At 63.5% G+C, this 15,262-nt stretch carries 11 protein-coding genes and 1 tRNA gene; 5 read left to right on the forward strand and 7 right to left on the reverse strand.

Features of this window, described 5'->3' with window-relative positions:
- Nucleotides 1-45: 45 nt before the first annotated feature.
- The 3 genes from O1A05_RS09055 to O1A05_RS09065 all read left to right on the forward strand — a co-directional run bounded on the left by O1A05_RS09055 (nt 46) and on the right by O1A05_RS09065 (nt 4,506).
- Entirely contained in the window at nt 46-1,155 is a 1,110-nt protein-coding gene (locus O1A05_RS09055; RefSeq protein ID WP_270104893.1) for a YlbL family protein, read from the forward strand.
- Nucleotides 1,156-1,245: 90 nt separating this feature from the next.
- A complete protein-coding gene (locus O1A05_RS09060; RefSeq protein ID WP_442867621.1) occupies nt 1,246-4,344 on the forward strand; it encodes a UPF0182 family membrane protein in 3,099 nt (1,032 codons plus the stop codon).
- Nucleotides 4,345-4,432: 88 nt separating this feature from the next.
- Nucleotides 4,433-4,506 (forward strand) — tRNA-Met (locus tag O1A05_RS09065).
- Nucleotides 4,507-4,583: 77 nt separating this feature from the next.
- Here the strand turns inward: O1A05_RS09065 and O1A05_RS09070 are convergent.
- From O1A05_RS09070 to O1A05_RS09080, 3 genes are all read right to left on the reverse strand, one after another.
- On the reverse strand, nt 4,584-5,867 hold the full coding sequence (locus tag O1A05_RS09070; RefSeq protein ID WP_270104894.1) for an ATP-binding protein: 1,284 nt from the start codon (nt 5,865-5,867) through the stop codon (nt 4,584-4,586).
- Nucleotides 5,868-6,004: 137 nt separating this feature from the next.
- Nucleotides 6,005-6,802, reverse strand: coding sequence for a PspA/IM30 family protein (locus O1A05_RS09075; protein ID WP_270104895.1), 798 nt, complete (start codon nt 6,800-6,802; stop codon nt 6,005-6,007).
- A 107-nt stretch (nt 6,803-6,909) separates the two neighbouring features.
- Entirely contained in the window at nt 6,910-9,039 is a 2,130-nt protein-coding gene (locus O1A05_RS09080; protein ID WP_270104896.1) for a TPM domain-containing protein, read from the reverse strand.
- A 166-nt stretch (nt 9,040-9,205) separates the two neighbouring features.
- Between O1A05_RS09080 and O1A05_RS09085 the strand changes: the two genes are divergently transcribed.
- Nucleotides 9,206-10,627: a S1C family serine protease gene (locus O1A05_RS09085; protein WP_270104897.1), complete on the forward strand. Its 1,422-nt coding sequence runs from the start codon at nt 9,206-9,208 to the stop codon at nt 10,625-10,627.
- Nucleotides 10,628-10,691: 64 nt separating this feature from the next.
- The gene (locus tag O1A05_RS09090; protein WP_270104898.1) at nt 10,692-11,540 is read left to right on the forward strand and encodes a PIG-L deacetylase family protein; all 849 of its coding nucleotides are present in this window, start codon (nt 10,692-10,694) and stop codon (nt 11,538-11,540) included.
- 6 nt (nt 11,541-11,546) lie between these two features.
- Here the strand turns inward: O1A05_RS09090 and O1A05_RS09095 are convergent, their stop codons facing one another.
- The 4 genes from O1A05_RS09095 to O1A05_RS09110 form a co-directional block, all read right to left on the reverse strand.
- Nucleotides 11,547-11,741 carry a hypothetical protein gene (locus tag O1A05_RS09095; RefSeq protein ID WP_270104899.1) on the reverse strand — a complete coding sequence of 65 codons (195 nt, stop codon included), beginning with the start codon at nt 11,739-11,741 and terminating at the stop codon, nt 11,547-11,549.
- Nucleotides 11,742-12,162: 421 nt separating this feature from the next.
- Nucleotides 12,163-13,584, reverse strand: coding sequence for an anti-sigma factor domain-containing protein (locus tag O1A05_RS09100; RefSeq protein WP_270104900.1), 1,422 nt, complete (start codon nt 13,582-13,584; stop codon nt 12,163-12,165).
- Between the two features lie 62 nt (nt 13,585-13,646).
- Nucleotides 13,647-14,114 (reverse strand): tRNA (cytidine(34)-2'-O)-methyltransferase, encoded by a 468-nt coding sequence (locus O1A05_RS09105; protein ID WP_270107542.1) that lies wholly within the window; start codon nt 14,112-14,114, stop codon nt 13,647-13,649.
- A gap of 119 nt (nt 14,115-14,233) precedes the next feature.
- Nucleotides 14,234-15,190, reverse strand: coding sequence for a J domain-containing protein (locus tag O1A05_RS09110; RefSeq protein WP_270104901.1), 957 nt, complete (start codon nt 15,188-15,190; stop codon nt 14,234-14,236).
- Nucleotides 15,191-15,262: the final 72 nt, after the last annotated feature.

Consider the following 15,262-nt stretch of genomic DNA (forward strand, 5'->3'; position numbering starts at 1 on the left):
GCAGGACGGTATCGGCGAATCCTGCCAGGGAAGGCGTGAGTAGCGGTGAGCGACTCTGCATCGGCTTCACAGCCACAGCACCCGAGTGCTCCGACGTCTCGTGCGCCGAAAAACACCGCCCGCATCGGCACCATTGCCGGATTCATCGCCATGCTGATCACCCTGGCCGCCGTCATCCTGCCGACCCCCTACATTGTGGAATCCCCGGGTCCAACCTTCAACACCATCGGCGCGGTCGGCGAAGATGAGGTCATCACCATCGACGGCGCGGAAACTTACCCGGCCGAAGGGAACCTGGATCTGACGACGGTGCGCGTGCAAGGCCCGCCCACTGGAGCCACCTCCGCCATGTCGGTATTGGCCTCCTGGGTCGACGATTCTCGTGCAGTGATCCCCTCGGAGCTGGTGTACCCCTCCGGAACCACGTCGGATCAGGTTCAAGAGCAGAACTCCGTGGCCATGTCGACTTCACAAGAGTGGGCCGTCGCTGCAGCACTGGAGAACCTGGATATCGACTATCGTCAGGAACTTTTCGTCACAGGATTCGCGGCCGAGACCCAAGCCGAAGGCGTGCTGGAACCAGAGGACCAACTTCTCGCCGCCAACGGCGAAGAAATCACCGGCCTCGAAGGGCTAAAAAACGTTCTCAATGCATCCGAGGGCGAACCAGTAACCCTGAGTATCGAACGCGATGGTCAGCGACAAGACATCGAAGTGCCGGTCTTTGAAGGACCGGATGACACCTGGTTGCTTGGCATTTACCTGGACTCGTCCTTCGAGTTCCCGTTCGAGGTCGACATCGTGTTGGAAGACATCGGTGGTCCCAGCGCGGGCATGATGTTTGCCCTTGGCACGATCGATCTGCTGACCCCTGGTTCCATGACCGGCGGGGTCCACGTCGCCGGTACCGGCACCATTGACCCGGACGGCACCGTGGGCCCCATCGGCGGCATCGTGCAGAAAGTGCACGGGGCGCAGGCCGAAGGCGCAGAAATTTTCCTGGCACCCGCTGAGAACTGTGAGGAGCTCACCTCGCAGGTGCCCGAAGGCATCACGGTGTACTCGGTCGAAGACCTCGATAGCGCCCGCTCCATCGTTGAGGCTGCCGGCCGAGGCGAACCACCCGAACCCGAATTACAGACCACCTGCGGCTGAACAAAGAGGATCAGCCGCACCACGAAATGACGGTGACACAGTGACAGCAAGAACAGTCGGGCTCCCAGCCCTGCGGATGAGGAACAACACGTGAGTTTTGGACAAGGATTCGGCGGCATCTTCGGTGCCGGACCGGAGAACAACAGTCCCGGGGGTGGGCAGGGCAACGGCCCCCAGCGCCCGTCCGGGGGCAACGGCGGCAACAACAGTGGCGGAACCGGCCAGAGCCAGGGAGGCCAGCGGCGTCGCCCCTCGGCGCTGATCTTGACGATCATCGTGCTCGCTGCACTGGTGGCCCTGTTTGTGCTGTTCTCCATGGTGTACACCGAGGTGCTGTGGTTCAACCAGCTCGGATACTCCGAGGTGTTCTGGACTGAGCACTTCACCCGAGGAACCCTGTTCGTCATCGGCGGCGTGCTGATGGCCGCGGTCACCTGGCTGTCGATGTGGTTGGCTTGGCGTGCCCGTCCGAAGAACCTGGGCGGTCAGACCCGGGACACCCTGCAGCAGTACCAGCGTCAGCTGGAGCCGGTTCGCCGACTGGTGTTCATCGGTATTCCGGTGCTGTTGGGCTTCTTTGCCGGTTCGGCTGCCATGAACGGTTGGCAGGACGTGTTGCTGTTCTTCAACCAGGTGCCCTACGGGTTGGAAGACCCCGAGTTCGGCATGGACCTGTCGTTCTTCATGGCCACCCTGCCGTTCCTGGGCACCGTGGTGGCCTACCTGATTTCGGTCACGCTGGTCTCCGGTATCGCCGGGCTGCTGGTGCACTACCTCTACGGCGGCATCCGTATTGAGGAGCGAGGTGGCATCTCGGTGGAGAAGGCTGCTCGCACCCACCTGATCATCTTCGCCGGCGTGTTCATCCTGTTGCAGGGCGCGAACTTCTGGCTGGATCGGTACCGGACGCTACAAGACCAAACCGGGAACTGGGCCGGTGCGATGTACACGGACGTCAACGCCGTGATTCCGACTTCGACCATTCTCGCCGTGGCGACCATCCTCGTGGTCGGCCTGCTCGTGGTCACCTTGATTACCGGTCGCTGGCGCTTCGCCATCATCGGTGTGGCATCGCTGATCATTGCCTCCCTGGTGGCGGGCGTGGCCTACCCGTACCTGATTCAGCAGTACCAGGTGACTCCGACCGAGCGCACCCTGGAGCGCGACTACATCGAGCGCAATATCGAGTTCACGCGCGAGGCCTATGGTCTTTCGGACATGGAATACACCAACTACGCCGGTGAAACGGAAGCCGAAGCAGGTGCCATGCGCGGTGTGGGCTCGTCCACCGCCAACATTCGCCTGATGGACCCGAACCTGCTGTCGCGGACCTTCGGTCAGCTGCAGCAGTTCCGTCCGTACTACTCCTTCCCGGAGACGCTGCACGTCGATCGCTATGAGATCGAGGACGAGACCCAGGACACCGTGATCTCGGTGCGTGAGGTCAACGTCGATCCGAACTCCTCGTGGGTGAACCAGCACATCACCTACACCCACGGTTACGGTGTGGTCGCTGCGGATGCCTCGGAGGTTGCCGCCGGCGGCCGCCCGTCCTTCCTGCTCTCGGGTATTCCTTCCTCGGGTCCGCTGACCTCAGAAGAGGAATACGAGCCGCGGATCTACTTCGGCATGAACTCGCCACAGTACTCAGTGGTCGGCAAGGAAGAGGGCCAGCCGGACAAGGAGCGCGACCGTCCGCAGGATGCGGACTCCGAGCAGGACACCACCTACACCTTCACCGGCGAGGGGGGTCCTTCCGTGGGCAACCTGTTCAACCAGCTCGCCTTCGCCATCAAGTTCGGCTCCACCGAGCTGGTGCTCTCCCAGGACGTGAACAGCGAGTCACAGATCCTCTACGATCGCAACCCGGTGGAGCGCGTCCAGAAGGTGGCGCCTTACCTCGAGGTCGATTCCAACTCCTATCCGGCGATCGTCGATGGCCGAGTGAAGTGGATCGTCGATGGATACACCACCTCGGATGCATTCCCGTACTCCACCCAGTCACAGCTGGATTCCGCGACCATGGATGCCTTGAACACGAACGCGGCCATGAACCTGACCGGTCAGGTCAACTACATCCGCAACTCGGTCAAGGCCACCGTGGATGCCTACGACGGTTCCGTGGAGCTCTACGCTTGGGATGACGAGGATCCGCTGCTGCAGGCTTGGCAGCAGGTCTACGACACCTCTCTGCACCCTTACTCGGAGATGTCGGCCGAGTTGATGGAGCACGTGCGGTACCCGGAGGACATGTTCAAGGTCCAGCGCGAGCTGCTCGGCCGCTACCACGTCACGAACCCGGACGACTTCTACGAGAACAACGATGCCTGGTCTGTTCCCACGGACCCGACCCAGTCGGACTCGAACGTGAAGCAGCCGCCGTACTACATGACTCTGCAGATGCCGGGCAAGGATGAGCCGAACTTCCAGCTCACCTCGACCTTCATCCCGCAGATCACGGAGAGCGCGCAGCAGCGCAACGTGCTCTACGGCTTCCTGGCTGCCAACGGCGACGCAGGTACCGGGGTCGACGGCGAGAAAGCCGAGGGCTACGGCAACCTGCAGCTGCTCGAGCTGCCGCGCCAGACGACGACGCCGGGCCCCGGCCAGGCACAGGCGAACTTCGACTCGAATGACACCGTGTCGCGGGAGCTGAACCTGTTGCGTCAGGGCGCATCGGATGTGATCAACGGCAACATGATCACACTGCCGGTGGCGGACGGCATTCTCTACGTTCAGCCCGTCTACGTGCAGTCGACCGGCACGACCTCCTACCCGACCCTGCGTAAGGTACTGGTGGCCTTCGGCGATCAAGTCGGCTTCGCCGACACCCTGCCGGATGCGCTCGACCAAGTCTTCGGCGGTGACTCCGGTGCCGATATCGACGACGGAGCTACCACTGGCGAAGACGTGGGCGGCGACGCCCAGCCGCCGGAGCAGCTCAATGAACAGGAACAGCTCTCCGAGGCACTCACGGATGCCAACGAGGCGATCCAGCGCAGCGAAGAGGCACTGGCCAACAACGATTGGTCGGCCTACGGAGAAGCGCAGGCTGCTCTCGACGACGCGTTGCAGCGTGCACTGGACGCCGATACGGCTCTGCAGGGCGGCGACCCTGACGCTGAAGGCGCCGACGACGCCGGTGACGAGGCAGCCGATGGTGCTGCCGAGGAGGGCGGAGACGAATAGGCGATCAGAAGGCGACCGAACTCACAACGGCGGGTAAACACGCCGATTTGAGTTCCACCCGGTAGACGCGTATAGTCATATGAGTCGCCGCGGGGTGGAGCAGTTCGGTAGCTCGCCGGGCTCATAACCCGGAGGTCGCAAGTTCAAATCTTGCCCCCGCAACGAGAGAAGGCCCCTGAGCAGTGGAAACACTGCTCAGGGGCCTTCAGCATGCTACGGGACTTTTGGGGAAACGTGTCCTAGAGACGGGCCAGGGTCGTGATGTCCTCGGAGAATTCCGCAGCAACCTCGGCTGAGACCGTGGTGCGCGTCTGATGGATCGCCGCTTCGAAATCCGCTTGGGTTGGCCCGCCGGCCAGTGCCTCGCCGCCCTCAGCCACTGCGCGTTCAAAAGCGGTCTGTGCGGCACTGCGTGAAGCGAACTCGATGTCGGCGGGGGAGAAACCCTCGGTTGCCGCGACGAGCGCGGTGTAGTCGACTAGTTCTTTGGACCGTTCGGGCACGAAGCCACGCCAGATGGCGTCCCGCGCCTCCTCATCTGGCAGGCCGATCGGGATCACGTAGTCGAAGCGACCGTGCCGCAGGAAAGCAGGGTCCAGGGCACGGATGAAGTTGGTGGCGCAGATGAGCAGCCGCCCCGGCTTCTCACGGAAATTGGGGATGATCTTCAGCAGTTCGTTCGTCACGCCCTGCATCGGTGATGGTGGTTCGCCGCCGCGGCGTACCGCGATCTCCTCCACCTCGTCGATGAATACCACTGCGTGGTCAAGCTCGTCGATCTTCTCGAAAGTTTCGCGTAACTCTCCTGCAAGACCCTTCGGCGATGCTGCCAGCCGCGAGGGGAACACCTCGACAAACGGCCATTCGAGGCGTGAGGCGATGCCTTTCGCAAAGGTCGTCTTGCCGGTGCCGGGAGGGCCGAACAGTACGATGGCCCGCGGCGGCACTACCCCGAACTCCTCGGCGAGCTCCGGATCAGACAAGGGCAGCACCAGCCGACGCTCGAGTGTCTGCTTCTCCTTTTGCATCCCGCCGATACTGTCCCAGCGGTTGCGATCGAGCACGCGACCGCCCAGCTCCCGCAGCACGAGCACCTGTTCCTGACGAATCGGAATAGCTCGCTCGAAATAGCGCAGGTGTCGTTTGTCGACGAAACCGGCCTGCCGCAGCGAACCTACGTGTTCCTCTCCGTCCGGGACGAGGATCGTCATCTGTGAGATTCCCTGAGACGCCAGACGACGTTCGAGAGCCCCCAACAAAGCGCCACTGATGCCGCGGCGTCTCCATGACGGTGCCACCGCAATGAACACCACCCAGGCCTGATCGTGGGCGGCACGGGCGACGGCTGCTCCGACCACGTCGTCGCCGGCGGTGGCCACCACGGCGGTGTCGGCGCGGGTGGAGGCGAGTACCTCGTTCAGCGAATAGACCGGCTCCACGCCGGAGGCGGCGTATCCCTCCCAGAGCTGAAGGAACCCGTCGAGATCGGTGGCCTGAAGATCGCGGATGCGCCAGTTCGTCATGGTGTACCTGCTTCGGTGGTTGAGTGACACGTCTCACTCAGCATACTGAATGGGCGAAGGCCTCGGCGCAGTTCAGTTGAACTGCGCCGAGGCCTTCGCTGTGCATAGGTTCTATTCAGTAATAGTGGCGAGTGAGATCAGGACTTAGCCTGATCCTTCTCGGTTTCTAGAGACTCGAAGAGCTCTTCCTCGGAAGCATCCTCGATGGCTGGACGCGAGGAAGCGCCGCCGGCCTTCAGTGCGGCGAGACGGGCCTCAACCTCGGTCTTCTCGCCCAGATCCTCGAGTGCTTCAAACTGCGAGTCCAGCGACGAGGCGGACAGCTCATTCATACCGCGGACGCGTGCCTCTTCGCGGCGCACCTTCTCCTCGAAGCGGTTTACCTCAGATGACGGATCCAGGATGTCGATCGACTTGATGGCGTCGTGCACGGTGGCCTGGGCCTGAGCAGACTTAGCGCGTGCCACCAGTTCATCGCGCTTGGAGACCAGCTCCGAGCGCTTCTTCTTCATCTGCTCGAGACCGGTCTTCAGCTTGTCGACGATCTCCTGCTGGGACTGGATAGTCGGCTGAGCAGATTTGGCCGAGCTTTCGGCCTGCATCTGGCGCTCCAGAGCCACCTTGGCCAGATTGTCGAACTTGTCAGCCGACGCGGTGTCGCCTTCGGAACGGAACGAATCGGCACGCTGCGAGGCAGCCAGTGCCTTCTGACCCCAGCTCTGAGCGGTTTCGATGTCTTCCTGATAGTCGTCCTGCACCATGCGGAGGTTGCCGATGGTTTGTGCCACGGCTGTTTCGGCCTCCGAGATGCTGTTCGTGTAGTCCCGGACCATCTGGTCGAGCATCTTCTGCGGATCCTCGGCCTTATCCAGCATGGCGTTGATGTTGGCTCGTGCCAGCGTGGACACTCGGGCGAAAATGGACTGCTTAGACATCGTGTCTACCTTCCGTTGCGATTACGGTGCAACGTCCCGCGTGAGAGCGAGACGATCCGTTCTTATTCTGTCTTAGACTGAGTCGTGGTGCGAGAGTTTGAGCCCGATTAGAAGCGGCCGGAGCGTCCACGTCCGCCGCCACCAAAGCCTCCGGAGCGTCCGCCACCGCCGAAACCACCGGAACGTCCACGTCCACCGCCGCCGAATCCGCCGAATCCGCCGGAGCTGCGACCGCCCCAGGACGAACCGCGGTACCCGGAACGTGAGCCTCGGAGCATCGAATCAATCAGGATGCCTCCCAGAATGGCGCCTCCGATACCATTGCTGCCGCCACCGACCTGGTTGTTGTTATTCCAGCCGCTGACGTCGTTCTGCGCGAGCTGGCTGGCGCGGTCTGCCAACTGGCTGGCCCGGTTGGCCAAGTTCAGTGCCTGAATCGGGTCAGCGCTGGCGTGCTGGGTGGCTTCGTGAAGAGTGCGATCTGCTTCGGCAAGTTTGGATCTAGCGGCGGAGCCAATGCCACCTCGGCGAGCCGAGATGAACTCTTGGGTGCCTTCGATCTTGGCTTGTGCCTGATGGAGCGCCTGCTGGAGTGCTTGTTCGGCACGCCGAGTTTGATCGCGACGATCACGAACCCGGTCCAGTGGAGCATCGAGGCTACGATGAGCTTCTTCAAGCTCACGCAACAAGGACGCAGGGTCCTTGAGCGGCTGTTGCATTGCGGCTTCCACATCCTGCAGTACCTGCTGCATGCGCGCAACGGGGCCGGCCAGTTCGCTGTGTGCGCCCTGCTTCAGCAGCGCCTGTGCCTCGGCAAGGTCCTGCTCACATTGCTGAACGCCCTGGTGGACATTACTCATCATCTGATCCAGCCGGGGGCCGGTTTTGGCGATCGCGGCGGTCAGGGTGCGCACCTGTTCCTCGGCGTCCTCAACAGCACGCACGGCCAGTGCCGCGGTGGAGGTGTCGCCTTCGGCCAGTGCCTCCTCGGCTTTGTTGAGCACGGTGGTCACGAATTCGAGTCGTTCTTTGGCGTCCTCAACGTTTGAGGTGACTTCGGCCAGAGCCTCGGGCGTGTAGGACTCCTTAAGCTTCGCCAAGGTGCTTTCCGCCTCGGCCACGGGTTGTGTGAGTTTCTCTGCGTCCTCGCGCAGTTCTGCTACGGCTGCTGGAGCTTTGGTCTCCAGGGAACGCAGTTCATCGAACTCGTCCTGGTGGGCCGAGAGCGATTCGTCGACATCGTTGCACCGGGAAATGATTTCTTTGAGCCAGCGGCGCTGTTCTTCCTCGGTGTCCGGAATTTCGTCATCGAGCTGATTTTGTAGCCGGAAGGACGCCATCATGTGCTTTTTGGCTTCAGCAATGTCCTCTTTGAATGTGGTCACGGAGTCTTCCCCATAGGCGGCCATGGCGAAGCCCATTTCCTGCTCGGAGCCGCGGATCGCGTCGTCGGCAGCTATGAGCATGGAATCCGCTTCAGCGCGAAGTTCTTCGATGCTCAGCCGGTCCAGGGGATCCTCGGGCTCAGTTGGGGAGACGGAGCGGTGGTTCCCGCCGGGCGCGGCGCCAGCGGCACCATGCGGTGAGGAATGACCGAATCGGTTCTTGGTGCGACGCTGGGTGATGAACCACGCGGCACCGCCGACGCCAGCCACCACCGCGGCGGCGCCCAACCACGGCACCACCGAACCGCCAGAGACCGCCGAGCCGGACACCGAACCATCTGCGGCATCTGCCACGGCTTCGATGGCGCTCAGGCCCACGGAGCCCCACCCTGACGATTGGAAATCGTTCAACGCCGGAATCAGATAATCCTGCTCGATGTCATCCTGCACCGATTCGATGGTGGAGTTGCCCGAGGTGAAGTTGTATTCGCGTGCTTCGGTCGCGACCGCGAAGATCGTGTCTTGGGCTCCCATCACGTTCTGTTCGCCGACCGCATCCACCCATGCACCGGGATCCATGGCGGTTCCAGACGTATCGGTGAACTCGTCCACGAAGATCAAGGTGAGGCGTTGGGCGTGCTCACTGAGCAACTCAGAAAGCCCCGCATCGATCTCGGAGCGCTCCTCTTCGCTCAGGGCTGAGGCGGAATCTGCAACGAATTGGCCGGGCTCCAGATCTATCGGTGGCGTCGCCGCAGCCGAGCTGACTCCTAAGCCGAGTATTCCAGCGGAAAGTGCCGCACAGCTGAGCCATCGTGTGGGAACGGAGAGCAACGAGGAGATAGCATGCATGGCTTGAGTCTATGACTTGTCGGCGACAAGACGCACGGTCGCAAAGCGCTCGACGTAAAGCATCGAGGTAACTTCGAGGGAACGTCCAGAAATCTCAAGCACTGCGCACAGGTCGATGATGCACGATTCAGCGTGAAGACGATGTGTGACCACGTGAAAGGACACGATGATGTCGTACCAGAGACCCGAGGATGATTCATCCGATCAGACCCAGCCGCTTCCGGGACCGGTCCCCGAGCGGCCGACCCAGCCGCCACTGAGCGCGACCCAGACGATCCCCACTCAGAAGGCTCAGGATGCGAACGCGGCGGAGCAGAAAGAGCAGGCTCCTCGTCAGCGTCGATTCGGCATGGGAACCCTGATCGCTTGCACCCTGGTGGCCGGACTCATTGGCGGAGGATCTGCCGCGGGAATCTCGGCGGCCATCACCGCTCAGAACAGCAATCAGGTAGAACAGCAGGGATCCAGCAGCACCGGCACCGGTATTGAGGTCAACCGCTCCGAGGATGCCACCGTGGTGACCCAGGCAGCAGCGAAGGCGTCGCCCTCGGTTGTGACTCTTTCCGTTTCTTCCGGTCAGAGCGCCGGCTCGGGCTCCGGGGTCATCTTGGATGAAGAAGGACACATTCTCACCAACACCCACGTGGTGACCTTGGGCGGGGCGGTCGCCGATCCATCGATCAGCGTGCAGACCTCGGACGGCAACGTGTACTCCGCTGAGATTGTTGGTACCGATCCGCTGTCTGATCTTGCCGTCGTGCAAATCAACGCAGATGATCTTCAGCCTATCGAAATGGGGTCATCTTCGGATTTGAACGTGGGAGATCAGACGATCGCGATCGGTGCACCCCTGGGATTGTCCGGCACGGTGACGGACGGCATTGTTTCGCAACTTGACCGGACGATCTCCGTGGCATCGTCGGCGGTACCGGATTCTCAAGAATCCGAAGGCGAAGGCGGCCAGGGCGGCGGCAGCGAATTTGAGTTCCGGGTGCCTGGCTTGCAGCAACAGAGCTCTCAGGGATCGATCTACATCAACGTTATTCAGTCGGATGCGGCCATCAACCCAGGCAACTCGGGCGGCGCCCTGCTCGATAACCAGGGACGACTGATCGGCATCAACGTGGCGATCGCCTCGGCCGGGTCCAGCGGCACCAGTGATTCCTCCGGAAACATCGGAGTGGGCTTCGCGATCCCCGTGGACTACGCTCAACGCATTGCCGATGAGATCATTGCCAACGGCGAAGCCACCCACGCCATGCTTGGTGTGCAGGTCACCCCTGAACCGGCCCAACCCCAGGGCGGCGAAGAAGCGGAGTCGGTGTCTGGTCAGATGTCGGGTGCTTCGAGCTTCTCGGCAGGCGCACGCGTGCAAAACGTGGTCGAGGGATCCCCCGCGGAAGAGGCGGGCATCCAAGAGGGCGATTTGATTACCGGCGTGGACGGCCGTGCCGTGGGTGACGCATCGGCCCTCACCGCCACCATCCGTGAGTACCCGGCCGGCGGCACCGCGATTCTGACAGTGATCCGTGACGATGAAGAAGAAGAGATCGAGGTGACACTCGGCGACGGAGCCGACCAGTCGTAATCGTCTCGTTCAGCCCGGCGCGATACGCGCCGACCCTGGAATGCGCACCCCTTAGAGTGAAGGGGTGCGCATCCCCGTTAACATCACCACCCCCGCTACCGACGCTGCCGTTCCCATGCCTTCCTCGGGCCGTCATGATGTCGAGCAGTTGACCTCGGCGCCGATCCTGACCCCCGTGCAGCTGGTCAGTGAGCTGAAGTTGAAAACGGTGCTGGCGATTGCCGCCCACCCTGATGATCTTGATTTTGGCGCCGCCGCGACGCTAGCTGGGCTGACCTCGGCCGGAGTGAACGTGGTGTATGCGGTGCTCACCGGGGGAGACGCCGGCGGCTTCGATCCGACGCAGCGCGAATCGATGGTGTCGATCCGCCAGGAAGAACAGCGCCAAGCAGCCCACCAGGTGGGTGTGGAGCGCGTGGAGTTCTTCGATTTCAAAGACGGGGACGTCCAGGTCACCCATGAGGTGATGCGCGAGATCGTCCGGTTGATGCGCGAGGTGCGCCCCGAGCTGGTGCTGACCTCGCACCCGGAACGTGATTGGTCCCGTCTCCAGCGTTCGCACCCAGACCACCTGGCTTGCGGCGAGGCGGTCGTGCGGGCCTCCTACCCGGCGGTAGAGAACCCCTTCGCCTACCCTGAGCTGGTCGAGGCCGGGCTGGAAGCGTTCAAGCTGCGCTGGCTGATGCTCATGGGTGGACCGGCTTCGCGGACGAACGTGACCGTGGACGTGACGGGAACGGCTCAGCGGAAGATCAGCGCTCTGAATGAACACGCCTCACAGCACCCGGACCCGACGGCGATGCGGAGGTTCGTGCTGAAAGCCATGGAAGCGCTGCACCCGGACGATGGCCGTTTTGGTGAAGCGTTCCACCTGGTGGAGGTCAACGCCGCGGATACTATCTCTGGGTTCTAGGCCTCGCTACGACTTGTCTGCTGGCGGATTAAGTCGACCTTCATGTAGTTTGCGCGCGAGCCATTCGGGGGTGTGCTCGGCGTCTCGAGGGAATTGTTTCTGGTCGGCGACAAAGCTGCCTGCATGGACTTCTCGGCCGAAGTCAGGTTCGTTGTCGTAGTTGAAGTCCATGGACACTTTGCCCTCGCGGGAAATAGTCATGATGATCCCAAACCAGGTACCGGTGCCCGGACGGTACATTGCTTGACGCAGCCGGTCGGTGGCAACGTCCAGATTTCTTTCTGGCGGACGAATCCCCTTCCACCCCTCACTTCCATCTGAGCAGAATCCGAGGAGGGACGATTGTGCAAAGTCTCCCGCGTAGCGAGCGGTGAACTGCAGACTCGTGAATTCTGATGGGGCGTCAAGGATGTATTGAAAAAGTTCTTGCGCAAGATTCCGCGTTGCTTGCTACTGGCTTGGTATGCCGCCGTCCGGGGCATGATTCTCGGGCATGATTGAGCCTCATGAGGATAGGGGCGGCCTCGAGAAGATCGAGGTCGTTGGCGTACCACGACGGGACACGAGCAACCCCGGCCCCACCACGTCGATGGGTAACCGTCGGCGATGACGGCTCTGGGTCTTAGCCGGTGCCGCCGTACTGGGGACCCTGGCTGACCTGCGGGCGCAGCGGAATCTGCGCCTGGGTTTCGGAGGTTGGGGCTTCGGACCCGCTGGCCGGCTCGATGCTCACCCACGCCTGGGCGTAATCGCTGACATTGCGGATGGTGGCGTCGTCGTCGAGGAGCTCTTCGGCCGTGTACAGGCCCAGAGAGCGAGGCGAACCGCCGGCCTCTTGGTAGAGCCAGACCTGGTAGCGCTGATCTTCGGGCAGAGCCGGGACCTCCTCGAAGGACAGGTAGCCGAGGTCCTCGGACTCGGACACGTTGCCCTGCACGGTGCCGCCGCCGGTCATTTCGATGACGTCGGTGGCGAAAAGATCGTCGGCGCCGTCCACCGTGGCCACTGGGTTAGACCCCACAGCCATGCGAACCACGGCCAGGACGAGGGCGATGACCAGGATGGCTCCGAGGCCGAGGAACAGCCAGCGGGCCCAGGGCGAACGGGGCTGATCGGCGACGTCTTCCTCTTCGAAGTCTTCCATGAACCCCATGCCGACGTTCTGCTCCGGCAGCTGGGCCAAGATCTCGTCCAGCAGCCAGGACGGCGGTTCGGCGGCGAGCCCCCGGAACGCCCAGGTGATGGTGCGCTCGGTGAGGTTGACTCGTTCCCGCCAGGATTCGATGGCACCGGTGCCTTGTCCGGTGGCGTGAGAGTCCAGGGCGATGGACTCGGCGGAGGTGATCGCGTCCAGGGCTTTCAGCGGGGCCAGCTCGGTGAGCAGCCCGTTCTGGAGGTCGGCCTCGATGCTCTCGCTGAAACTGGGCGCCTGGCCGGTACGGGCCGCGACGTCGGGGGTGACGGGGCGAGCCAGGAGTGGGTCATCGCTGTGCTCGACGTTCTGCCCGGAGAGCTTGATGCGGTAGGTGGAGTTCAGTCGCTGCACGGCGTCGCGCAACCGGGACTTCAGGGTGGGCACCCCGACGTTGAGCTGTTCGGAGACCTCGCGGTAGGACCGGGCCCCGGCCCAGGTTAAGCCGAGGGCGTGACGCTGGGCGTCGGTGAGGGAGGCGAGTTCGGGCAGGTCGGCGGTGGCGTCGAGCACGGCCCCGGGTGCGGAACGTTCGCCGTAGTTCCCGGAAGCGGCAAGCTCGACGAAGGTCTCATGGCTGAGGGTCTCCACCCAGGCGGCGACGGTGCGATTCCGCGCTGCTTCATCCGAGTGCTCGGGGCCGAAGGAGTATTGGAAGTGCGGTGCCTGCTCCCAGACCTGCTGGTAGGCGGCCGAGGTGGCGCTGGCGGCGTGGTCTTCCGAGGCGAAGACGGTGCGGGCCAGGCCGTACACGCGTGGGGCCGTGGCATCGTAGAGCGCGGCGAAGGCTGCTTGTTCCGATTCGCCGGTGAGCTGCAGGAGTCGGGCGACGCCCGGGGTGTCATTAACCATGGTCCTTCCAGCTTAGAACCTTGGGTGCTGACAGCAGCCCGCCACGCTGGGGGGTCGGCGTGTCAGGCCCCGCCGTCGCCGGTGAAGCCGTGTTGGCGCCAGGCCTCGAACACGGCAATGGAGGCGGCATTGGCCAGATTCAGTGAACGGCGTCCCGGCTGCATCGGCAGGCGGACCTGGGCCGTGACGTGGGGGTCGTCGAGCACGTCGTCGTCGAGTCCCGTGGATTCTCGGCCGAACATCAACACGTCGCCGGGCTGGTAGGCGACCTCGGTGTAGAGCACGGAGCCCTGGGAGGTGAAGGCGAAAACCCGCGAGGGCGAGAGTGCCGCCCAGGCAGTCTGAAGATCCGGGTGAACCGTGACCACGGCGAGGTCGTGATAGTCCAGGCCGGCCCGGCGCAGGTGGGAGTCGTCAAAGTTGAAGCCGAGCGGTTCGACCAGGTGCAATTCCGCGCCGGTGATGGCGGCCAGGCGGATGGCGTTGCCGGTATTGCCGGGGATCTCCGGGGTATGGAAGAGGATGCGCAGCCCGGGGGTGTGGGGAGCGGGGGTGCGCTGCGCCCAGGTGTGTGGATTGGTGGAGGTAGCGGAGGTATGTGAGTCGTTGGTATCGGGGGGCGTCACGGAGTCATCCTTCCGGTGTGTGGTCAGTCAAGGGTGCCGAGGAGGAGGCCCAGGCGTTGGCGGTCGACGGTGTCGGAGGCGGAGCCGGTGCCGAAGAACAGTTTCACGGCGCGGGCGGAGGTGACCGGGTTGCCGGGCGCCTCGGTGAGCACGGTGTTCTGGAAGGCGCTGAGGTCTGGTTCGACCAAGGGCGCATGCGGGTTGCCGTCCCGGGAACTGACCACGACGAAACCGCCGACGTGCACGTCGGGCAGAAGGCGTTGTACCGCGCTGATGCGCTCGCCGAGGTCAGGCAGGGCGATGCGGCGGCGGGCGGAGCGCAGCTCGGGACCGGTCCAGCGGTAGGCGTCGGCGGGGGCCTCGACGTCGGCGATCACGGCGATGCGGTCGCCGCACAGCGCCAGGGTGTCGATGCGGACCGTGGAGAACGCACCGTGGCGGATGCGCAGCCCCTGCAGTATCCGGGTGGCGGGCAGGGCCGGGGCGACCTGAGTGCGGAGCAGTTCTACGGTGGCGCGTTGCAGGCGGGCGGCGCGGCGGCCTTGGAAGAGCCCGGAGGTTGGGGCGGTGCCGTGGACCTGGCGGTGGGCGATCTCGGCGTCGACGATGATCTCACCGATGGTGAGGGGGCCGACGCTGAGCGGGGGAGCGTAACGGACGGTGGCGGGGCGACGCGGGGTGGATCGGGCGGATGAAGAAGCTGGGGTGCTGCGGGCTGCGGACGAGGCAGCGATGTTGACGGTGTCGGAGGAGCCGTTGCGGCGGGCGCGACGGTCATAGTCGGCGCGGGCCTCGGGGGAGCCGATGGCGTCCCAGGCGACGGTGACCTGATGAAATTCGTCGACGTCGCCGCCGTAGTCGGGGTGGGTTCGGCGTACCGCGCGGCGCCAGGCGGAGCGCAATTCGGATTCAGTGGCGTCGGAGGGCACGCCGAGCACCTGATACGGGGTGCGTCCGTCGTGTTCGCCTGCATCTGCCACGCGGAACAGTCTAGCGGTGCGAGCCGGTGCGACGGGCCCGCGGCCTACACTGGAGCGGCCTACACTGGAAAG

This window comes from Citricoccus sp. NR2, assembly GCF_027594385.1.
Lineage (GTDB): Bacteria > Actinomycetota > Actinomycetes > Actinomycetales > Micrococcaceae > CmP2.